Origin of the sequence: Dietzia sp. CW19, from assembly GCF_014145265.1 — a bacterium.
GTDB lineage: Bacteria > Actinomycetota > Actinomycetes > Mycobacteriales > Mycobacteriaceae > Dietzia > Dietzia natronolimnaea.
The window spans coordinates 3,279-23,978 of sequence record NZ_JAALEE010000561.1; the positions used below are offsets into that span (position 1 = coordinate 3,279).

Annotated in this window: 21 protein-coding genes; 18 read left to right on the forward strand and 3 right to left on the reverse strand. The window is 63.7% G+C overall.

Annotated features, from left to right (window positions below; translation table 11 throughout):
* From G6021_RS17665 to G6021_RS16055, 6 genes are all read left to right on the forward strand, one after another.
* Positions 1–148, forward strand: a 148-nt coding sequence (locus G6021_RS17665; protein WP_241736632.1) for a helix-turn-helix domain-containing protein, incomplete at its 5' end; no start/stop codon positions are given.
* Positions 149–1,742: 1,594 nt separating this feature from the next.
* The gene (locus G6021_RS16035) at positions 1,743–2,201 is read left to right on the forward strand and encodes a Chromate resistance protein ChrB (protein ID WP_253695941.1); all 459 of its coding nucleotides are present in this window, start codon (positions 1,743–1,745) and stop codon (positions 2,199–2,201) included.
* Entirely contained in the window at positions 2,198–2,629 is a 432-nt protein-coding gene (locus tag G6021_RS16040; RefSeq protein WP_069389943.1) for a chromate resistance protein ChrB domain-containing protein, read from the forward strand. The genes G6021_RS16035 and G6021_RS16040 overlap by 4 nt, the downstream gene beginning before the upstream one ends.
* Before the next feature lie 77 nt (positions 2,630–2,706).
* Positions 2,707–4,038 carry a chromate efflux transporter gene (gene chrA, locus G6021_RS16045; RefSeq protein WP_347238995.1) on the forward strand — a complete coding sequence of 444 codons (1,332 nt, stop codon included), beginning with the start codon at positions 2,707–2,709 and terminating at the stop codon, positions 4,036–4,038.
* A 261-nt stretch (positions 4,039–4,299) separates the two neighbouring features.
* A protein-coding gene (locus G6021_RS16050) for an IS3 family transposase (protein WP_179526327.1) occupies positions 4,300–5,465 on the forward strand; the annotation gives its coding sequence in 2 pieces (ribosomal slippage) (positions 4,300–4,584 and positions 4,587–5,465; 1,164 coding nt in all).
* Positions 5,466–5,549: 84 nt separating this feature from the next.
* Complete coding sequence (locus G6021_RS16055) at positions 5,550–6,590, forward strand: hypothetical protein (protein ID WP_179526328.1); 1,041 nt, start codon at positions 5,550–5,552, stop codon at positions 6,588–6,590.
* Positions 6,591–6,706: 116 nt separating this feature from the next.
* On the opposite strand, the gene G6021_RS16060 is transcribed toward G6021_RS16055, so the two are convergent.
* Positions 6,707–7,414: a trypsin-like peptidase domain-containing protein gene (locus G6021_RS16060; RefSeq protein WP_179526329.1), complete on the reverse strand. Its 708-nt coding sequence runs from the start codon at positions 7,412–7,414 to the stop codon at positions 6,707–6,709.
* Positions 7,415–8,264: 850 nt separating this feature from the next.
* Between G6021_RS16060 and G6021_RS16065 the strand changes: the two genes are divergently transcribed.
* From G6021_RS16065 to G6021_RS16120, 12 genes are all read left to right on the forward strand, one after another.
* Positions 8,265–9,257, forward strand: a complete 993-nt coding sequence (locus G6021_RS16065) for a bile acid:sodium symporter (protein WP_179526330.1) — start codon at positions 8,265–8,267, stop codon at positions 9,255–9,257.
* Between the two features lie 29 nt (positions 9,258–9,286).
* On the forward strand, positions 9,287–9,688 hold the full coding sequence (locus tag G6021_RS16070; RefSeq protein ID WP_179526331.1) for a MerR family transcriptional regulator: 402 nt from the start codon (positions 9,287–9,289) through the stop codon (positions 9,686–9,688).
* 216 nt (positions 9,689–9,904) lie between these two features.
* The gene (locus G6021_RS16075; RefSeq protein WP_179526332.1) at positions 9,905–10,306 is read left to right on the forward strand and encodes a metalloregulator ArsR/SmtB family transcription factor; all 402 of its coding nucleotides are present in this window, start codon (positions 9,905–9,907) and stop codon (positions 10,304–10,306) included.
* Between the two features lie 54 nt (positions 10,307–10,360).
* Complete coding sequence (locus G6021_RS16080) at positions 10,361–11,296, forward strand: cation diffusion facilitator family transporter (RefSeq protein ID WP_179526333.1); 936 nt, start codon at positions 10,361–10,363, stop codon at positions 11,294–11,296.
* Positions 11,297–11,583: 287 nt separating this feature from the next.
* Positions 11,584–12,159, forward strand: coding sequence for a TlpA disulfide reductase family protein (locus G6021_RS16085; protein ID WP_179526334.1), 576 nt, complete (start codon positions 11,584–11,586; stop codon positions 12,157–12,159).
* On the forward strand, positions 12,156–13,010 hold the full coding sequence (locus G6021_RS16090; protein WP_179526335.1) for a cytochrome c biogenesis CcdA family protein: 855 nt from the start codon (positions 12,156–12,158) through the stop codon (positions 13,008–13,010). The genes G6021_RS16085 and G6021_RS16090 overlap by 4 nt, the downstream gene beginning before the upstream one ends.
* Positions 13,011–13,185: 175 nt before the next feature.
* On the forward strand, positions 13,186–13,548 hold the full coding sequence (locus tag G6021_RS16095) for a metalloregulator ArsR/SmtB family transcription factor (protein ID WP_347238476.1): 363 nt from the start codon (positions 13,186–13,188) through the stop codon (positions 13,546–13,548).
* Positions 13,548–15,515 carry a cation-translocating P-type ATPase gene (locus G6021_RS16100; protein ID WP_179526337.1) on the forward strand — a complete coding sequence of 656 codons (1,968 nt, stop codon included), beginning with the start codon at positions 13,548–13,550 and terminating at the stop codon, positions 15,513–15,515. Before G6021_RS16095 ends, G6021_RS16100 begins: the two co-directional genes overlap by 1 nt.
* 124 nt (positions 15,516–15,639) lie before the next feature.
* The gene (locus G6021_RS16105; protein WP_179526338.1) at positions 15,640–16,281 is read left to right on the forward strand and encodes a thioredoxin domain-containing protein; all 642 of its coding nucleotides are present in this window, start codon (positions 15,640–15,642) and stop codon (positions 16,279–16,281) included.
* Entirely contained in the window at positions 16,274–16,915 is a 642-nt protein-coding gene (locus G6021_RS16110) for a vitamin K epoxide reductase family protein (RefSeq protein WP_179526339.1), read from the forward strand. Before G6021_RS16105 ends, G6021_RS16110 begins: the two co-directional genes overlap by 8 nt.
* Positions 16,916–17,367: 452 nt before the next feature.
* Positions 17,368–17,715, forward strand: a complete 348-nt coding sequence (locus tag G6021_RS17950; RefSeq protein WP_347238456.1) for a copper chaperone PCu(A)C — start codon at positions 17,368–17,370, stop codon at positions 17,713–17,715.
* Positions 17,716–17,721: 6 nt separating this feature from the next.
* Positions 17,722–19,011: a Dyp-type peroxidase gene (locus tag G6021_RS16120; RefSeq protein ID WP_182641730.1), complete on the forward strand. Its 1,290-nt coding sequence runs from the start codon at positions 17,722–17,724 to the stop codon at positions 19,009–19,011.
* Here G6021_RS16120 and G6021_RS16125 read toward each other — a convergent pair.
* Together G6021_RS16125 and G6021_RS16990 are read right to left on the reverse strand one after the other, a co-directional pair.
* Positions 18,999–20,258, reverse strand: coding sequence for an IS256 family transposase (locus G6021_RS16125; RefSeq protein WP_182641731.1), 1,260 nt, complete (start codon positions 20,256–20,258; stop codon positions 18,999–19,001). The two genes, G6021_RS16120 and G6021_RS16125, sit on opposite strands and share 13 nt — an antisense overlap.
* A 49-nt stretch (positions 20,259–20,307) precedes the next feature.
* The coding region (locus G6021_RS16990) for a Mu transposase C-terminal domain-containing protein (protein ID WP_206682675.1) at positions 20,308–20,700 on the reverse strand (393 nt) is incomplete at its 5' end.

The following is a 20,700-nucleotide window of genomic DNA, read 5'->3' on the forward strand; positions in this document are numbered from 1 at the left end:
GCGCGTCCTGACCTCCGAGCAGATCGACAAGGCCCGCGACCGCATCGAGGCAGGGGAGGGGCCGTCGGCGATCGCCCGAGATCTCGGAGTGGGTCGATCGACGCTGTATCGCGCACTACAAAGGCAGCCCGGGGCGACGATGTCGTAGGCGAATGCCATAGTGCTCTGAATCACAATCAGATGGAGCGCCGATGAGCTGTCGCAACCTGAACTTGGGGCCGGACGAGGACTGCGCGGAGCACTGCTGCTTGAGCATGTTCGGCAACCCGAGGGAGACAATCGGCGCCAGTGTCATCGGGTTTGATGTCCTTCAGCAAGAAGTAGTGCTGCCAGCCGATCACGAACGCGAGTACTGGGCCGAATTGAGTCGTGCCGAGAGGCTGGTTTGCTTTGACTGCCTCGGCGCCGAGCACCCGCTGAGGCGAGTGCTGGTCTATTGCGAGAGTTCGCTTGGCGTACCGTACTTTCGTCATCGCCCGGGTGAGTCCCCTGAGGGGGACGGCGGGAGGGGGGAATCCTTCTGGCACCAAACGGTCAAAGACGGAGTTGCGAGGTGGGCCGAGGGGCAGCCACTCGTGCAATCAGCGCGAAAGGAGTGGACCACTCCGTCCGGGCGCAGACGAACAGATGTCGGAGTCCAGCTGTCAAGCGGACGTCGCTTCGCAATCGAAATTCAATACAGCCCTATCAGCGAGGAGCTCCATGCTCAGAGGCAAGCCGACTACCAAGCTGACGGGATCACCCCGATTTGGTTTTACTCGATCGATCTCGCGGAACCACGATGGGCCGGGAAGGACCTGACCTTCGGAGTTCGCCTTGGTGCTGTTGATTCCCAGAACCACACGACGGTCAGCTACATCGAGCTAGGCGTTCCATTCACCCGACCGCGGTTACTGGATCCGTACGATCACGCTTCGGCTGAAGACTTCTTGCCGTATGCCAACCCTGAGTGTCCGGGGCGGCTAGGGGTGCTGTGGACTCCGCTTCACCGAGCGCACCTGACTGATCACGGCGTCGAGGTCTCAGCGGATCCGGTTGAAACTAGACGGCAGCGGGATCTGCCTGCTGCAGCTACGGCAGCTCAGCGCCACAACGCTGATCGGCCTAAATTCCCACCCCTCTGGACGAGACTCCCGCGGCGGAAACTCGAAACGAAGCAGCCACCTGAAGTGAGAAAACGGATCCCTGGGCCAACCGATGCGGTCTGTGTCGCATGCGGTGACGTTCTCGACAGCTGTCTGAAAGGGATCGGCCGTCACGTTCTGTGCTAGCGAGAAGGATGTCTCGAATGCGCGCGCCTCGCGCGACGGGCTACCACGACATGTCAACGCTCCACGGTGACCAGGAAGAACATGCCGCGACAAGCTCCAGGCGTGTGTCGCGGTAGAGGATCGTCTTTTGCGACACAACATACGTGGGTCCTTCAGCGCGCCCGGCCGCAGGTTCTCTCCGTCGACCTCCTGATCTCCGATGCCATGGACGTCGCCCGCGAGGCCCCCGGCCCGGGTCAGCCGCTACGGCTCCTGGCAATTCGTGGTGTAACCATGGTTACATGGGCCTAAGTTCGGGAAGGTGCCGACCGGGTGAAGTAGTTCCAGGGCCTCAGCGGACCCGCTAGTGAGTGAAGAGAGTGACATGAGGCAACCGGAGTGCGCGCTGTCCGGCCGAGTCGGGCTTGCAGAGGCGGCGGTCGCGTGCCCGGCATGAATGGTGGCGCTAGAGATTCCGGACCAGGGGAGTGGGTGTTGTTGAGCTACCGGATCCCGCGCGAGCCGTCCACTCCGCGCATCGCCGTGTGGCGCAAGCTCAAGAAGCTCGGGGTCGCCCAGATCGGTGACGGTCTCGTCGCACTCCCAGCCGATGCACGCACGCGGGAGCACCTGGACTGGATCGCCGACGAGGTACTGGAGGCCGGGGGGTCCGCCACCGTGTGGCTGGCACGTCCCGCCGCGCAGGCCCAGGAACGCCAACTCGCCCTATCCATGGCCCGCGACCGGGCAGCCGAGTACCGCGAGGTGCTGGACGACGCCGCTGCGGCCCGCGCCATGGGCGAGACCGAACGCCTGCGCGCGCTCACGCGACTACGCGAGCGACTCCGCCGCATCGCTCGACGCGACTACTTCCCCCCGCCGGAGCGTCAGATGGCCCGGGACGCGGTGGAGGCCCTACACCCCGATCACATCGACCAGGAGAGAACATGAAGTGGTCCACCCGCGCCGGTATCCACATCGACCGCGCCGCATGCGCGTGGCTGATCCGACGCCACATTGACCCCGGGGCCGAGTTCGTGTTCGTCGCCGACCCACTCGAGGTGCCCGACCAGGCGATCCCCTTCGACATGCGTGGCGTCGAACTGGGCCACCACGGTGGCGACTGCAGTTTCGAGACCATCCTGCGCCGGTACGAGCTCACGGACGAGGCGCTATGGAGGATCGCGCAGATCGTGCACGAGGCCGACCTGGAGGACGAGCGGTACGACGCTCCCGAGGCTTCGGGACTGGACGTGGTCCTGCGCGGACTGTCGATGATCGGCAGCGATGAGAACACCCTGGCCGTCTCCGGCCCCGTCTTCGACGGGTTGTACGAGTACTACCGCCGCCAGGGACTGATCGGACGTGATCCCGCATGAGCACCGGACACAATGACGCCGTTCCCGGGGACCCCGGCCCCGCGCCCACGGATCCTCCTCCGCCCGCCCGGGATCTGGTGCCCTTCCGGGACGCCCTTCGGGTGTGGTTCCTGATCTCCCTACAGACCTTCGGCGGCCCGGCCGGACAGATCGCCGTCATGCAGCGCGTGCTGGTCGACGACCGGCGGTGGATCGGGCAACGGCGGTTCAGTCACGCCCTGAACTACTGCATGCTCCTGCCCGGCCCCGAAGCCCAGCAGCTCTCGATCTACCTGGGGTGGCTCCTCAACGGCACCCGCGGCGGGATCGCAGCCGGCACGTTGTTCGTGCTCCCCGGGGTGGTCGCGCTGGGCGCGCTGTCGGCGGTCTACGTCGCCTACGGTGACACCACCGCCGTCTCTGCCGTCTTCGCCGGGCTCGCTCCGGCCGTACTGGCCATCGTCGCCCAGGCCGTACTGCGGGTGGCCGGGAGGTCGCTGACCCACCCGGCCCTGATCGCCCTCGCCGTGGGTGCTTTTGCCGCCCTCGCCGTCTTCGCGGTGCCGTTCCCTGTCGTGATCGCCTTGGCCGCGCTGGCCGGATGGGTGCTCTCGCGCCGGGTCCCGGGCTTCGCTGGCACCCCCCACGGCGGGGACGACCGGTCCGGGCCGGCCCCGGTTATCGCCGATGACGCGCTGCACGATGACCGACCCAGCCGGGGCCGCTTCGTGCGGATTCTGGCGATCGGGCTGGGGTTGTGGGCGGCGCCGATCGCCGCGGTGGTCGCGGTGTTCGGAGTACACAGCATCTTCACGACCCAGGGACTGTTTTTCTCGTTCACCGCCGTGGTGACCTTCGGCGGCGCCTACGCGGTCCTGTCGTTCATCGCCCAGCAGGCGGTGGAGACCTACGGGTGGTTGGCGCCCGGGGAGATGGTGCGCGGCCTGGCCCTGGCCGAGACCACCCCGGGGCCGTTGATCATGGTGGTGCAGTTCGTTGGGTTTCTGGCCGCCTACCGCAACCCCGGCAGCCTGGACCCGTGGGTCGCGGCGGTCCTGGGAGCTCTCCTGGTCACCTGGGTGACTTTCGTCCCCAGCTTCCTGTTCATCCTGCTGGGCGCCCCTTATGTGGAGCGACTACGGCACAACACCGCGATCTCCGCGGCGCTGACCGGCATCACCGCCGCCGTGGTGGGGGTGATCGCCAACCTCGCCCTGTACTTCGCGCTCAACACCCTGTTCACCACCACCGGCAACTGGACCTGGGGACCGGTGCGGATGACCCTGCCCGAGCTCGCGTCGGTGAACCCGGTCGCGGTGGGTATTACCCTCATCGCGTTCGTGATGATCTTCGCGCTGCGCTGGCCGATCCTCCGAGTGCTCGGCGTGTGTGCCGCACTGGGCCTGGCCAGCATTCTGCTTCCCCTGTGAGTTACCGCCAGCGCCCGTCATCCGCCCGGTCAACGACCGGCCTCTGGGAGGGGTCGAGTTCGCGGGATTTACAACTTGGCATCGTTAGCTTGTCGTAACGACTGGGATATCGGCGGATGCGTGGGACACGCTCTGGTGTCGCATCGATGGGGCGCTCTCGGTTGTCTTATTTCGTTTGGGGTTTTGTTCGCGGGGCTGATGCACGAGTAGGTGACATCTGATCTGGCTTGCCCTGCGGGGCAGGCCTGGAAGGATGTTGCTGTGCCCAAGCCCTACCCCCAGGAGTTCCGCGACGACGTCGTCCGCGTCGCCCAGAACCGCGAGGACGGTGTGACTCTCGAGCAGATCGCGGCCGACTTCGGGATCCATCCGATGACCTTGAACAAGTGGATTCGCAAGGCTGACGTCGAAGCCGGGATTGCGCCCGGCACGACCGCCGCGGCGTCCCAGGAACTGCGCGAGGCGAAGCGGCGCGTGCGCCTGCTGGAGCAGGAGAACGAGGTCCTGCGCCGCGCTGCTGCGTACTTGTCCCAGGCGAATCTGCCGGGAAAAGGTGGTACCCGCTCGTGAGCGAGCTCGCCGTTGACGGCATCCCCGTCACGGTGGCGTGTCGGGTACTTGGGATAGCTCGTCAGCCCTACTACCGGTGGCTCAAGCGCCCTGTCACTGATGCCGAGCTCGCCCAGGCGTACCGGGCCAACGCCCTGTTCGACGCGCACCGCGAAGATCCGGAGTTCGGGTACCGATACCTGGCCGATGAAGCCGAGACCGCAGGCGAGAAGATGTGCCGGCGTACGGCCTGGCGGATCTGCTCGGCCGGCGGCTGGACCAGCGCTATCAGCAAGAAGGGCCGGGGTCGGCACCGCAAAGCTGGCCCGCCCGTGCACGACGACCTCGTCGAGCGGGACTTCACCGCGGTCGGTCCGAACGAGCTGTGGCTGACCGACATCACCGAGCACTGGACGGCGGAGGGAAAGCTCTACCTGTGCGCGATCAAGGACGTCTACTCGGGGCGAATCGTCGGGTATTCGATCGACTCGAGAATGAAGTCCCGCCTGGCTATGGCCGCCCTGAACAGCGCCGTCGCCAGGCGGGGCAACGTGACCGGCTGCGTTCTCCACAGCGATAGAGGGTCGCAATTTCGCTCGAAGAAGATGCAGAAGGCCATCACGCGACACGGCATGACCGGATCGATGGGCAGGGTCGGCGCGTGCGGCGACAATGCGGCCATGGAGAGCTTCTTCTCGCTGCTGCAGAACAACGTCCTCGACCGCGGATCCTGGGCCACTAGAGACGAACTCCGAACCGCCGTCGTGCACTGGATCGAACGCACCTACCACCGTCGTAGACGACAAGACCGCCTCGGCAGATTGACCCCCATCGAATTCGAGACAATCATCAACCACGAGGCCCCTCAGGCCGCGTGACTAACCCTGTCACCTAACCGTGCATCAGCCCCGTCGGAAGTACTCTGCCTGTGGCACGTCGCATACAGAGCCTAGGCTTGGTGCATGGACACAGACGCGTTCGCGGTATATCCGATGGTCCCTGCAGAGGATATCAGTGTGAGGAAAGCGATCCTTCAATCTTCGCCTTATGGGTGGCTTGAGCTCGCTGCACTCGCTGGCGAGACCATTGAGTCAGGAGAGCCGGCTTTTATGGTTTCCCATGAGGTGCCACGCACCGAAGGATCGATCCGCACCAAGCAAGAGCAGGAGATCGACGATGTGCGCGCGTTCCTAAAGGCATGGATGGCGCCACAATATCTTGGGGAATTGACTGCGGGAGAGGACCCCAATCTTCCGCCTGACTGCATCGCTGAAGTATTGGGAAGACGGATAGGGGTCGAAACCGCGCAATTGCTGCTCCCCGCCAAGCGGGGCGGAGGAAATTCCATCGGAAAGTGGCACGTTTTTGAACAGTTGAAGAATCGGTTGCTCAAGGAGTCTGGAAAACTAGAATCCCGTCTACGGCAGCATCAGGGATACATGGTAACTGTGTGGTTTAACCCTCAAGGTGAAAGCAGGCTCCCACCAAAATCTCGGGGGGTGGATGAGTTAGTTGAATTCTTAGAAATCATCAGACCCCCGAGCCAATCGATGCTCGACAGTCTAGGGGCGAGGGGCGCGCCCAAGACTATCCCTGCGGATACCGTCATGCAGCACAACGAAGATCAGAGCATTGGATGCACATGGACCCCTTTGCCTGCAACGTTCCGAAGTGGATTTAGAACTGCTCTCGGATTCGACCTGGGGCTCGCATACCACGAGACTTACACACGCTCTGAGCTACGCGATGAGCTGAAGCGAGTTGCGCGCCAGCACGATGACTCGAGGTCAGAAATTCTCTTAATCACTATTGCCGCATGCACTCGATCGGGCATGAACTTCCCCTCGTCGGCGCTATTGGCAGACTCGCTATTCAACGACCCATTCCCCTTAGGCGAGTGGGCACCTAGCCACATTGGGACAATCGTGATCCACGATGCGAGGAATGGCCGACTACGGTGTATTCACGGCGAACTGCCATTTAATGATCATGGCGTCGAATAGAGGCTGGTTACAGGCGTGCCTTCAGCCGCTCCGAAAGGAACATGGCACCGAACGCCTGACAAGGTAGGAGAAGGACTTGGTACAGCCCGCGCTCAGCGCATCGATCAAAGTCATCCTCAATCGGTAGCTCGTGACAAGCTCGTTGAGGTGTCGTTAATCCATTCCTTCAGGGGGTCCAGCTGGAGGGCGACACCATACGCCACAACGCGTTTTGACGATTCTCTGTACACTCGACCATCGTCGTCGACCTCGGTTACGGAATCTATCACCGCGTAGGATTCTATGTTGGTGGTAACGACCCCAGTTATCATCTCAGGTTGATCGGGAAAGAACACAGGTGAACCACTTAGACCGGCTGGGGCAGGAATGCTCATCTCAGAGGCCTCATACTGGCGCCCCGCCGGGTCCGCGTACGGCATGTAATGCTGCAAGTACCCCTTGAATAGTCTCGGTGTCACTTTGTGATCACCGGCATAGATAGGCCCTTCTGTCGGGAACCCGTAGGTAGCGAAGTCGTGCCCAAGGCCAACCGGCAGTGCGCATTCTCTGAACAGTTCGTGACCGTCTTCGCCCGGGTCGACAGGCGAAGTTTTCACTATGGCGACGTCTGCTGACGGATGGAGAATTATCTGCTCGGTGATTCGGGCGGGTTCGCCCCGGCGGAGCGGGAAGTATAGTCCCATTGGTGTGGTGGTATCAGGGATGCAGTGAGCTGCCGTTATGGCAATATCGCCGAACTTGTACAGGAAGCAGCTTCCGGAAACTTCAAAACCGCCCTCGCATCCGAGGTTGCCGAGTATTCCTACTGCGCGTAGGGGATTCACGTCATGTTCCTTTCTGAGGTCGGTTACCGAACGAAGAGAGGGTTTGAAAGGCAAGCTTCTCCGTCACTCGAACCAGGATGGTGATCGCTGGGGAATTAGGCCGCAGGAATCTGAGCGTCCAACTCCTCCGATAGTTAAAGTGGGGGGCGTGAGCTGGCTTCGGTTTCGTAGCGTCGTCGGCGGTATAGATGTTTAGCCATGAGGAAACTGGGATCGTAGCCGTCCTACCGTTCAATACCCCGCCTGCATGGGCGCTGGTGGCAGCATAGAGCGGCGGTCGGACATTTCGACTAACTCTTTGGAAATTGGTCCGACGTCTCGAGCTGCGAGTCCGGCCCCGCTGCTCGTGAGTGCTCGATCAGGAATGGACTCGGACGCGCTCGGCGGGTTCGTCAGGTGCGAGCTCTGCGGGCTGAAGCAAGGACCACTGGCGCAGTCTCCGCGAGCTCGCAGGCTTTCGCAGGTTGGGAAGTGATCGCCCCGATTGGTTTTACATAATCCCTGGGTATCGGCGCGCGGCCGACCGGAGCCCGAGATCTCGGAGTGGGTCGGTCCACGCTCTACTGCGCACTGCAGCGACTGACCTAGACGGTGCCGACACGTCGCGTTAGCCCGCCCACTGCGCGACAAAGCTGGTGCGACACCAGTACGCGACAACGTGGCTGGGTCGGAAATGAGCTTGAGCTGGGAGATTCGAGGCGGACGCCCTCGCTGCGGAGTGTCGTGTTTGGGGATCGTCAAACGCGACAACTGCGTGGGCCCTCCCGCCGAGGCGGACTTGACCTTCCAGTCAACTTGAAGGTTTACCTTTGGGGCTGCCCTGCAGCTGCTGTTTGATGGAGGCCCATCGATGACCTGGATCGAGCGCTTGCAAAGCGTGTTTGTCGCCGCGGCCGCTCTGGCCGGGTTGGGGGTCGGTCTTGCGACTCCGCTCGGTGCCAGTGGCGAGTACGTAGTAATTCCGGCTCTGCTGGTGATGCTTATCGCTGTGTTCGTCCAGCTCGACGCCTCGAACTTGAAGGACGTGGGCAACGCCAAGGCGCTGGTCGCTGTCAGCTTGGTGTTGAACTACGTCTTCACGCCGCTTCTCGCTTGGGGCCTGGGTATTGGCTTGCTCGGTGAGCAGCCCGATCTTCGAATCGGGTTGTTGTTGTTGCTTGTTACCCCGTGTACCGATTGGTATCTCGTCTTCACCGCGATGGCGCGTGGCCATGCAGGGATCGCTACGGCGCTGCTTCCCGTCAATCTCGTGTTACAGCTGCTTTTGTTGCCGGTCTACGTGATGTTGCTCGGTGGTGAGGCTGCGATGGTCGACGCTGGCACCCTGCTGGAGGCAGTAGGGCTGATTCTCCTCACCCCACTGGGAGTGGCGTTCATACTGCGCTGGGTCAGCGCGGGATTCAAGGGCCGGCGATGGCGGGAACAGCACCTGATGAGGTGGGCGAACCGGGTGGTCATGCCGCTGCTGTGCCTAGCGGTCTTCGCGATGTTCGCCTGGCAAGCACCCGTGGTCGCCGAGAACGGCACCGAAATGCTGCTGCTACTACCTCCGCTACTCCTGTTCTTCGTCATCCTCCCGCTGACCGCCACCGGGGCAGCTCGACTGCTGCACCTACCTGGTCCACAGCGGGTCACTCTGACAATGGTGACCACGGCCAGGAATTCGCCCATCGCTCTGGGTATCGCGGTGGCGGCTTTCCCTGATCGGCCGCTGATTGCTGTCGCTCTGGTGGTGGGACCGTTGATCGAGTTGCCGATCCTCGCAGTACTCAGTCAAATCATCCGCCACCGGGACAAGGGCGCCCCCGATGAACAGGCTGCCGTCTCCATCGCCGACCGGTAACCTTCAAGACCCGCTAGGAGAACGAGCGCATGCGTATTTCTGAAGTGGCCAGGCGCAGCGGAGTGCCGGCCACCACGCTGCGGTACTACGAAAAGCTCAGCCTGATCAGCTCGACCCGGGCCAGCAATGGCTACCGCGAGTACGGGCCAGAGGTTCTCGAGCGTCTGTCGTTCATCCACGGGGCGAAGCAGATGGACTTGGAACTCGACCAGATCAAATGGCTGCTCCAGGTCACCGCAACGGGGACCTGCACCAATACTCGAGATGCCCTGCACCCACTACTCACCGATCGGCTACGCGAGGTCGACGACACCATTCAAAGGCTGGAAGAGCTCCGGTCAGTGCTGGAACGGTCACTCGATCACGTTGCAACATGCCCCGACAGCACCAGGCCCTGCCGGTCCGAGTGCGCCTTCAGCGCTCTCGTATGACCCCTGGTGGTCGACCCAAGCAGAGCTACGGGGGCTCCACGACACCGCCGGACTGCCAGAACCGGTCTGCGACGCATCGGCGCTGCACAACTAATCTACGCACGAGCCAGCATCGTTCCTGATCAGCTCGCCCTTCTCGGCCCTCATGCACCCCGGTGCGCTATGACTGATGCCACCACATCCCCACTGATCGCCATACTGGGCTATCATCGCCATATGACGATTGATAGCGTATCGGGTGACCCGGTCGACGAGTCCCTCCAGTTGGAGGATCGCAGCGTGTATGCGGCGCTGTTTCATGCTTTGGCAGAGCCGACGCGGTTGGCGATTCTCGAGCACCTCGGTAGCGGCGAGCACCGGGTGCGGGATGTGGTTGACCACATGCACCTGGCGCAGTCCACGGTGAGCAAGCATCTGGCCTGTCTTCGGGACTGCGGGCTGGTGACTGTGCGGATCGAAGGCAGGGCCTCCTGGTTCTCGCTGGCGGACCCAACTCGGTTGGAAGCCCTCATCGAGTCTGCAGCGGCGCTCCTGAGCGCATCGGGGACCACGCTTTCGCTGCGCGCGCACCGCGATCTCCATGATCGCGATGAGCTCAGTGACCCAGGACTGTCATGAAAGTGCCCCGATCGTCGCAGCCATCCACCAGTCGAGGAAAGGCGTAAACCCATTATGAGTGCTGGACATAGTCACGGACCGAGTCCGGAGGAAGCCGCGTCGGCACCGGACTTTCGTAGAAAGCTCGGCATTGCCTTCGCGCTGGTCTTTTCCATCGTCCTCGCTCAGGGCGTCGGCGCCTGGATCACCGGCAGCCTGGCGCTGCTCGTCGATGTCGTCCACTCTTTGACCGATTCCATCGGACTGCTCGTCGCGCTGGTCGCAGCGGTACTGATGGTTCGTCCCTCCGACAAGCGGCGAACCTGGGGTTTTCGCCGCATCGAGGTCTTGGCGGCCCTCGGCCAGGCACTGCTCCTGGCCGGCGTCAGCGTCTACGCCCTTGTCGAAGCAGTCCAGCGCTGGAGCAACCCTCCAGAAGTCGCGGGTGCAGAGCTGCTGATCTTCGGCGTCGTCGCATTGGTTCTCAATATCGCCGCCGCACTCGTGCTCGCGTCCAGCCGCGGCGCGAACTTCAACATGCGCGCCGCGTTCCTGGAAGTCCTCATGGACGCGCTGGGAACGCTGGCGGTCATCGTCTCAGCCGTGCTCATCATGACCACCGGGTTTCAGCGGGCCGATACGATCGCCGCAGTCGCGATAGCGCTCATGATCATTCCCCGGGCGTTCCTCCTGGTTCGAGAAACCACCCACGTCCTCATGGAGTTCACCCCGGCCGGCCTCGACCTTGACCAGGTCCGAGCGCACATCCTTGAGATCGACCACGTGCGGGGGGTACACGACCTCCACGCCTCGACCGTCGCCACCGGTCTTCCCACGCTGTCCGCCCATGTCGTTCTTGACGAGGAGTGCTTCGAGGACGGCCATGCCCCGGAGATCCTCGATACCGTGCGGAAATGCGTGGCCGAGCATTTCCACATCGAGCACACCACCTTCCAGCTCGAGACCCAGCACCACCGAGATCACGAACCCCCGATCGTGCGACACCCCTGATAAACGGGATGCCGGGATCGGACACTGGCGTACCTGCCGACGCCGAGATGACGAGTGAGCCACCGAAGACCAGGCCTGCCCCACCGGCTCAACTTCGGTGAATGACGACATGATCGCCGCCTGCCCGAGTTCGGTGGCAATCGATCAGGTCAGTATGGTCAGCCGAGGTGGGAGTCCTCGAAGTGAAAGAGTTGTTTGGCATGGCGGGAATGCCCAGAAAGCCAGAAGCAGTGGGAGGTCGGCGACACCGCGCTGCCCACCGGTCTTTCGGGGCGGTAGCCGCAGCGATGGCCAGCGCGCTGGCGCTGTCGGGCTGCGCAACCGGAACCGATGCCGTTGCGATAGGCGAGACTTTCACCTTCGTCAGCCCGGATGGTCAGCTGGAGATCTTCTATGACCCGCCCGAGGAACGTAGGACGATCGCTCCGATGTCGGGGCCGAACGTGCTCGACCCCGAGGTCACCGTGGCCGTCGCCGACTATCCCGGTGATGTGGTGCTGATCAACCTATGGGGCCAGTGGTGCGGGCCGTGCCGGGCAGAGATTGACGACCTGCAGCGGCTGCAGGAGAAGTACGAAGCTCGAGGGTTCACCAATATCGGGGTGAATCTGCGTGACCCTAATCGGCAGAAGCCCGTTGACTTCATCAAGGACAACGGGGTCACGTACCCCTCGATCTGGGACCCGTCCCAGGCCGCGGTGGCGGCACTGCATGGTTTTCCGACATCGGTAGTGCCGTCGACGTTGATCCTCGACAAGCAACATCGGGTCGCTGCGGTGTTTCTGGCGGAGGTCACCGACTACCAGTTGGAGCCGCTGATCGACAGGCTGCTCGCGGAGCCGGCCGGGGATGAAGCGGGATGACCACGGTGCTTCTCGCGCAGTCGATCGGTGAGACGTTCCAGCAGACGGCGTCCTCCGGCCCACTTCTGCTCGCCCTGGGTGCGTGCGTGCTGGCGGGCCTTGTGTCGTTCGCCTCGCCCTGCGTGGTGCCGCTCGTTCCCGGCTACCTCGCCTACCTCGCAAGCGTTGTCGGAGCGGAGCGCCCGGCAGCCACAGTGCAGGCGGCAGAACAACGTCGCGCCGCATCAGGCACGCTCACGCTCGAGGAGAAGCGCTACCGATCGTCATCGCGCAAACGCGTGGTCCTGGCCGCTTTGCTGTTCGTGGCAGGGTTCACGGTGGTGTTCGTCCTGCTGTCCGCGATGGTGTTGGGCGCCGTGCAGTACCTCGCCCCCCAGCAGGAGCTCCTGCAGCGGCTCGGTGGAGTAGTCACGATCCTCATGGGACTGGTGTTCATCGGGGTCGTTCCCGTACTGCAGAGGGACACTCGCATGCAGCCCAAAGCGCTGTCGACCTGGGCGGGCGCACCGTTGCTCGGTGCCGTGTTCGCTTTGGGGTGGACCCCCTGCCTTGGTCCGACGCTGGCGGCGGCCTTGTCAGTGGCTGCCGGAACCGGAATCGACGCGGCCCGCGGAGTGCTCCTTATTGTGGCGTACTGTCTCGGTCTTGGCCTGCCCTTTGTGGTGGTGGCATTCGGGTCCACGAGGGCCATCCGCACGGTCGGGTGGCTGCAACGACACACCCGGAAGATCCAGATCGCCGGTGGCGTCATGCTCATCATCGTCGGCCTGCTGCTACTTAGTGGTATCTGGACTCAGTTCGTGTACTGGCTCCGAGACTTCGCCATCTCCGACACCACGCTGCCGATCTGAGCCAGAGTGCAGCTGGCCGCCTGCGGGAACGCGGCACCAAGGGCGAACCGCAGGCTGTTTCAGGGAAGCGGAATGCTGACTGCAGGACGATCCCGGTGGTTCGCTGGCACCGCAGCGTGAGAAACCGCGAGAACAGCGGCGAGCAATAGGTCAGTCCACACTGTATGGTCAGTGTGTGCTGACTATTGCTTCTCGTCTCGATGTGATGAACCGACTGGGACGTGCCATGGCGGACGCGACCAGGTCGCGGATCCTGCTCGCCCTTCTCGACGGCCCCGGTTACCCTGCTGAATTGGCCCGAGATCTTGGTCTGACCCGGACGAATGTCTCCAACCACCTGTCGTGCCTGCGTGGCTGCGGGATTGTCGTCGCCGAACAGGAGGGACGACGAACCCGGTACGAGATCGCTGATGCCCATCTCGCGCACGCGCTCAACGGACTGGTGGAGACCACGCTCGCCGTCGACGGCGATGCAGCTTGTCTGGACTCGCACTGTTGCGTGCCCGGCTGCTGCAACAACCAGGGTGAGCGCAGCTGATGGATACCTGCTGCGCCCCCACGTCCTCGACGACGATCGACGACCACCACGGTCCCAGTCGGTGGTGGCGTGAGCCGGCCATTCTCATCCCCGCGGCATCCGGCGTGACTTTGGCGATGGGTCTAGCGCTGGAATGGCTCACTCCGGTCTCCGGCCCGGGCGTCACGGCGGTGTTCTGGGTTTCCCTGCTGTTGGGCGCCTCCCAGTTCGTCCCCTCATCGGTGCGGGGACTTGTCGCGTCGGGGCGTCTGAGTATCGGGCTGCTGATGACGATCAGCGCGATCGGTGCAGTCCTGCTCGGCTTCATCGAAGAAGCCGCCGCACTGGCCTTCCTCTACTCGATTGCCGAGGCCCTGGAACACCGGGCGATGGCCAAGGCGAGATCGGGCCTTCGTGCTTTGCTGGCACTGATCCCCTCGACCGCGACCGTCATCACCACTCGCGGCGACACCCGTCTGTCCCCGGTGGAGGATCTCGTTCCCGGCGATGTGATACGGCTGGTTGCCGGTGAGCGACTGGCCACAGACGGCACCGTCCGGACTGGTCGCAGCAGTCTGGATGTCTCGGCGATCACCGGTGAATCCATCCCGGTTGAGGTTGGTCCCGGCGATCAGGTGCTGGCCGGATCGATCAACGTGTCCGGGTCCCTGGAGGTTGTGGCCACCGCCGCTGGCACCGATAACTCTCTGACTACGGTTGTCGCGCTCGTGGAGCAGGCACAGCACGACAAGGGGGAGCGGGCACGTATCGCAGACCGCCTGGCTCGCCCTCTGGTGCCAGGGGTGCTCGTCCTGGCTGCGCTGGTGGCCGTCATAGGTTCGATGTTCGGCGACCCGGCTGTGTGGATCGAGCGAGCCCTGGTCGTCCTGGTCGCGGCCTCACCGTGTGCGCTGGGCATCTCGGTGCCGGTCACGGTGGTCTCAGCGATCGGGGCCGCCAGCAAGTTCGGTGTAATCATCAAATCTGGTGCGGCGTTCGAGCGACTCGGAGGAATCCGGCATCTGGCCCTGGACAAGACAGGAACCCTCACCCGTAATCACCCCACCGTCACCAGCGTGCTCGTCACCGGCCAAGTCAGCAACGCGGAAGTCCTCGGCTGGGCTGCCTCCCTCGAGGAGCACAGCACTCACCCGCTGGCCACGGCGATTACAGCCGCCGCCTCACACATTCCAGCGGCCCGGCAAGTATCCGAGGCGGCGGGCCAGGGCATCACCGGCGTGATCGGCGACGACCAGATCGCTGTCGGTAGCCCCCGCTGGCTGCCACCCGGCCCATTGGCTTGGCAGGTCGAGACTCTGGAGCGGCGGGGAGAAACCGTGGTCATCGTCCACCGCGGTGGCCAGCCAGTCGGCGCCATCGGGGTCCGCGACGAACTACGGCCAGAAGCTCTCGCAGTCATTGAATCACTGAAGGCTGGTGGGGTCGGCGCCACCATGCTCACCGGAGACAATGCTCGCGCCGCTGCGGCGTTGGCTGACGAGGCCGGCATCACTGATGTTCGGGCGCAGCTACGGCCGGCCGACAAAGCCACGGCCGTGGCCGAACTGCGTGATCGCGGTCCGGTTGCGATGGTCGGTGACGGCATCAATGACGCTCCCGCTCTGGCCTCGGCCGATATCGGCATCGCCATGGGAGTCACGGGTTCCGACGCGGCGGTGGAGTCTGCCGATATCGCCCTCACCGGTGATGACCTGACCCTGCTCCCGTGGACACTGCGCCATGCACGCAAGGGCCGGGCAATCATCACGCAGAACATCGTGCTGTCGCTGGCGATCATCATCATCTTGCTCCCACTGGCGATCACCGGCGTGCTGGGACTTGCCGCGGTCGTTCTGGTCCATGAGGCGGCCGAGGTCATCGTCATCATCAATGGCTTGCGGGCTGGCCGCACCGGGTCTACCGCGCATATGGCCGCCGCTGGCACACTGACTACGTCGATGGCGCCTGCTGCTGCCACTCATGCGTGAGTTCGTCACCTGCGACAGTGAACTCGGTCGCGACCGCTGACCTGCCTGCGGGCTTGCCTGCCAGGTCTGTGCGAGGCGGTGCCCGATCGGATGGTTGGATCACCACTGGAAGTAGGGAAGTCACTTGAGTAAGAACTTGGCATGGTCCTTGGCGCTGATTGGGGTAGCCGTGCTTTTGTTGGCCGGAATGCTGGTCTTGACCAATCGAGACGACTCTTCGGCTGAGGTGGCTCGTGAGGCGCCGACCGCGCAACTGGTCCGTGAGGACAGTCCTCGATTGTCCGAGGGTAAAGACGCGGTGTTCGTCGAGTTCCTCGATTTCGAATGCGAAGGGTGCTTGGCGCTGTACCCGGTGATTGAGGATCTGCGCGATGAGTACGGGGACCGGGTGGAGTTTGTGGTGCGCCACATGCCGCTGCACGACAACTCGGTCAACGCTGCTCTGGCGGCGGAAGCGGCGGCCAATCAGGGCGAGTTCGAGGCCATGTATCAGCGACTGTTCGACTCCGTTGACCAGTGGGGCCACCAATCCACCTCCCAGGCGGAGACTTTCGCCGGGTATGCCGAGGAGCTGGGATTGGATACCGAGCGTTTCCGTGCAGATGTCAACGATCCGGCGACTCTAGCCAGGGTCGAACAGAGCAGACAAGATGGACAAGCGTTCGGGGTGGCCGGCACCCCAACGCTGTTCCTGGACGGCCAGCGCCTCGAACTGACAACTGTCGCTGCTCTGGAAGCCAGCATCGAGGCAGCTGTGAATGACTGACACCACTTCCCCGGCGCAGGTGGGCACCGTGCCCCGACAGATTGGCGCGGTGTCGGCTCGCCGGCTCGGAGCGTTGTGGATCGGTGCAGGGCTCATCGGCCTCACTGCAGCCATTGCGCTGCTGGTCGAGAAGATCGAACTACTGGTCAACCCCGACTACATACCCACCTGCAACGTCAGCCCGATTCTCTCGTGTGGGTCGGTCATGACCACCCCCCAGGCCGAGGCCTTTGGCATTCCGAACCCGATCATCGGAATCGTGGGTTTCACAGCGGTTGCTGTCGCGGGTGGGGCAGTCCTGGCCGGCAATGGGTTTCGGCTCTGGTTTTGGGGCGCCACCCAACTAGGCGTCACTTTCGCGGTGGTGTTCATTCACTGGTTGATCTATCAAAGCCTCTACGTGATCGGCGCCTTGTGCCCTTACTGCATGATCGTGTGGGCCGTGACGATCCCACTGTTCTGGTACACCACCGTGTTCAGCCTCCGACACCTCGAAGGGGCCACACCACGATGGGTGCGCAGGTGCATCGAGATCGCCACGGGCTACCACGGGGTGATACTCACCGTCTGGGTCCTCGTCGTCATCGCACTGATCGCGAACCGATTCTGGGACTACTGGTCCAGCTTGGTGTAACCACCCGCCCGGCCCAATGATCCCTTCGGCCTGGTCCGATCCACGTCGCGGGTGGGATATTGGGCGGGTGATCGGCCACCCCTGGCCGACGAAAGCAAATCCGCGAACTATACACTGGCTGGAGCGATCTACAGCGTGGATCGCCTCAACATGGTCTTTTAGCGAACGCCGGACGTCACCGGGCGCCGACGATGGACCTGACCCTCTGCGCCTGTGGAGGGGGAGAGTTCGAGTGAGCACAAATGCGTAAATCGGTACTCGCTGCGGCGGTCACCGCCGGGACTTTGCTGTTGTCCGGCTGCACTACCGACTCCCCGGGCGAGCCGACGACGTCGTCGGTACCGGCTGAGTCAGTCGCGGTGGTGCCAGAAGACGTCTGGGTCAAAGCCGCAGATACTGCTGGCGCCGCCACTGAGCATTCCGGCTCCGAGATGAATGGCCAATCTCAGGCGATGACGTCAGTGTTTGGCACCCTCCGCAATCAGTCGGACTCTGACCTCCGGCTGGTCGGTGTCTCCTCCGACGCCTCTGACCGGGTCGAGCTGCACGAAACAGTCCAGGGCCCCACCGGCGCGGCAACAATGCGCCCGCGGGAGGGCGGGTTCGTGATCCCGCCCGGCGGCGCACTTGAGCTGGCCCCGGGGGGAGATCACATCATGCTCGTCGGGTTGCGTGATCGGATCACCACTGGCCAACAGGTGACGCTCACTCTCGAATTCGAGGACGGCAGCAGCACCGACATGGTCGTCCCAGGGCGGTCCTTCGAAGGGGGCAACGAGGAATACCAGGGCGGGGAGTAAGCGGAGATGGCTTCATCCGACCGTGGCCGGCACCTCGGCCGGCGCGGATTCCTGACAGGTGGCGCCGCCCTGGCCGGCGGCGTCGTGGGATTCGGTGCCGGTGACAGGACCGCCCACTCCACCTCCCCTGACAGGGCGACTCTGGCTGACTCCGGTGCCGTCGGGGACGCAAGAGAGCCGTTCTACGGTCTCCGGCAGGCCGGAGTGACCACGGCGCCGCAGACACATGCAGTGTTCCTCGCCTTTGACCTCGACCAGAATGCGCGCCGCGAGAACCTCATAGGAGTGCTGCGTACCTGGACCCAGGACGCCGCCCGGTTGACGCAGGGCCGAAGCGGGCTCGCTGACCTCCAGCCCGAGTTGGCCGACAATCCCGCCCGACTAACGGTGACCATCGGTTTCGGACCCGACCTGCTGGGCAAAGTGGGGCTCGGTGATCGCAGTCCGCAGTGGCTTCGGCCGCTTCCCGCTTTTCCGCAGATCGACCGCCTCGAAGACAGATGGACTGGCGGTGACTTGCTGCTACAGATCTGCGCGGATGACCCGATCACCGTCTCCCACGCATCCCGCGTCCTTGCGTTCGGTGTGCGTGGTGTCGTTACCCAGCGGTGGGCCCAGCGCGGATTCCGGCGGGCGGTCGGCACCGACCCGTCCGGCCGGACACAGCGCAATCTGTTCGGCCAGCTCGACGGCACCGTAAACCCCGCCCCAACGGAGTCAGATTTCGAGACGCTGCTGTTCTCGGACGGCGCTGACCAGCGTTGGATGCGCGGCGGGACGTCGCTGGTGCTGCGCCGCATCCGAATGACGATGACTACGTGGGAGGAAATCGATCGGCACAGTCGCGAGCTCTCGGTGGGGCGGAAGTTGGACTCAGGAGCTCCACTGACTGGCGCAGTCGAGCATGACCCCGCTGACTTCGAGGCGATGAATAACGTGGGATTGACCGTCATCCCCGCCGAATCGCACATCGCCCGCGCGCATTCGCGGAACCGGACCGAAACGATCCTGCGTCGACCGTACAACTACGACGACACACCAGAGCCGGGTCAGACCAGCAACTCAGGACAGCTTTTCGCCGCCTATCAGGCCGACCCGGTAAGGCAACTCGTCCCTATCCAGCAACGACTCGCTGAGCAGGACATGCTCAACACCTGGACTGTGCCTATCGGTTCGGCGGTCTTCGCCATTCCGCCCGGATGTCAGGACGGCGACTACATCGGACGAGGAGCGCTAGAGGAGATAGTGCCCCGTGGCGTGGTGGAATTCGGATCGGTGTCTGGTCAGTCGCAGTGATCAACGAGTTCCGTGGGTTGATCATAACCACTACCGGTGTCGAGGGCGTGTTGCTTGGCCGCGATGACGGCTCGGAGCTCAGCCATCGAGGTGTCTGACAGGTAGCGGCGGCCGACTTGCCATTCGTCGTGTTGGTCGATGACCACCGAGGTTGCCAGCCGTAGGAACGCGGCCGGGTTGGGGAAGATCTCCACGACGTCAGCACGGCGCTTGATCTCCTTGTTCAGGCGCTCGATCGGGTTGTTGGACCAGATCTTCTGCCAGTGCCCTTTCGGGAATGCGGTGAAGGCCAGCACGTCGGTCTTGGCCTCCCGCATCATCGCTGTGACCTTGGGGAACGAGTCGGCGAACGTGTCGGTGACCTGGTCCCACTGTGCGGCCACGTCAGCGGGGTCGGTGTGGGCGAAGATCGTCTTCACGGCGGCGGTCACCGCGGGGGCGTGCTTGGACGCGACAGCGCCGTGCAGGTTGCGCATGAAGTGCACCCGGCAGCGCTGCCACGCAGCCCCGACGAACTGCTGCGCCACGGCCGCTTTCAGGCCCGCGTGGGCATCGGAGATGACCAGGTGCACCCCGGTCAGGCCGCGGGCCTTGAGCGAGCGCAGGAAGTCCGACCAGAACTCATAGGATTCGCTGTCCCCGACGGCGGTGCCGAGCACTTCGCGGGTGCCGTCCACGGAGACGCCGGTGGCCACGACCAGGGCGTGCGAGACCACGTGCGCACCGATCCGAACCTTGCAGAACGTGGCGTCGGCGAACACGTACGGGAACTGGGTGTGCGCCAGCGTGCGGGTGCGAAACGCCTCCACCTCGGCGTCGAGGTCAGCGCAGATGCGAGAGACCTCGGATTTGGAGATGCCGGTGTCAACGCCGAGCGCGCGAACCAGGTCGTCGACCCCGCGGGTGGACACGCCGTGCACGTAGGCCTGCATGATCACCGCGTACAGGGCCCGGTCGACCCGGCGGCGACGCTCGAGCAGGGCCGGGAAGAACGAACCCGAGCGCAGCTTCGGGATGCGGGCCTCGATATCACCGGCTGGCGTGGAGACCGTCTTGGTGCGGTGCCCGTTGCGGTGGGTTGTGCGGCCCTCTGAGCGCTCGTAACGGTCGGCCCCGATCTTGGTGGCGGCCTCGGCCTCGATCAGCGCCTGCAGGCCGGCACGGACAAGTTCGGCGAACATCGCCTGCGGGTCCGCGGACAGCAGTGCATCGAGCTGGGCGTGTACGCCAGAATGGGAATGGGTCATCGCGTGGTGTGTCCTTACTGTGAGCTACTTGGCGGTAACTCATTGACCACTACGCGATGGCCCACCCCCTTGGCGGGCCGCCACACCGTCGCCAGCCAGATCCCCGATCCCGAAACCCCACCACTCCACGGGACTTACCCCTCTGGGCGGGTGGGGTCGGTGCCGCCGGGGCCGGAAATGAGGGGTCTTGGTGGCCGGTGACGACGGCAATGCGCTCGGTGATCTGGCCGCGTAGCTCGCGTCGGCGGGCTGCGCGTGCGTGTTGAATGTCTTTGAGGCTGACTGTGGTCGATGCGTGATCGGGGTCCACGGCCTTACAGATGTACTGGTTCTTGTGGAAGACGTGAATTTCGGAGATGTCGCGGGGGTCGTAACGGATCACGACCTGTTCTTTGACGTAGGCGGCCAGCAGTGGTGAGACGTACCGCAGGCCCTGGAAGCG

What these genes read in the sequence shown, in the direction of transcription:
- G6021_RS16125 (WP_182641731.1), bottom strand. Translation starts at nt 20,258, where the DNA reads ATGACCCATTCCCATTCTGGCGTACACGCCCAGCTCGATGCACTGCTG.
- G6021_RS16055 (WP_179526328.1), top strand. Translation starts at nt 5,550, where the DNA reads ATGGACACAGACGCGTTCGCGGTATATCCGATGGTCCCTGCAGAGGAT.
- G6021_RS16075 (WP_179526332.1), top strand. Translation starts at nt 9,905, where the DNA reads ATGACGATTGATAGCGTATCGGGTGACCCGGTCGACGAGTCCCTCCAG.
- G6021_RS16120 (WP_182641730.1), top strand. Translation starts at nt 17,722, where the DNA reads ATGGCTTCATCCGACCGTGGCCGGCACCTCGGCCGGCGCGGATTCCTG.
- G6021_RS16070 (WP_179526331.1), top strand. Translation starts at nt 9,287, where the DNA reads ATGCGTATTTCTGAAGTGGCCAGGCGCAGCGGAGTGCCGGCCACCACG.
- G6021_RS16065 (WP_179526330.1), top strand. Translation starts at nt 8,265, where the DNA reads ATGACCTGGATCGAGCGCTTGCAAAGCGTGTTTGTCGCCGCGGCCGCT.
- G6021_RS16090 (WP_179526335.1), top strand. Translation starts at nt 12,156, where the DNA reads ATGACCACGGTGCTTCTCGCGCAGTCGATCGGTGAGACGTTCCAGCAG.
- G6021_RS17950 (WP_347238456.1), top strand. Translation starts at nt 17,368, where the DNA reads ATGACGTCAGTGTTTGGCACCCTCCGCAATCAGTCGGACTCTGACCTC.
- G6021_RS16085 (WP_179526334.1), top strand. Translation starts at nt 11,584, where the DNA reads ATGGCCAGCGCGCTGGCGCTGTCGGGCTGCGCAACCGGAACCGATGCC.
- G6021_RS16040 (WP_069389943.1), top strand. Translation starts at nt 2,198, where the DNA reads ATGAAGTGGTCCACCCGCGCCGGTATCCACATCGACCGCGCCGCATGC.
- G6021_RS16080 (WP_179526333.1), top strand. Translation starts at nt 10,361, where the DNA reads ATGAGTGCTGGACATAGTCACGGACCGAGTCCGGAGGAAGCCGCGTCG.
- G6021_RS16100 (WP_179526337.1), top strand. Translation starts at nt 13,548, where the DNA reads ATGGATACCTGCTGCGCCCCCACGTCCTCGACGACGATCGACGACCAC.
- G6021_RS16110 (WP_179526339.1), top strand. Translation starts at nt 16,274, where the DNA reads ATGACTGACACCACTTCCCCGGCGCAGGTGGGCACCGTGCCCCGACAG.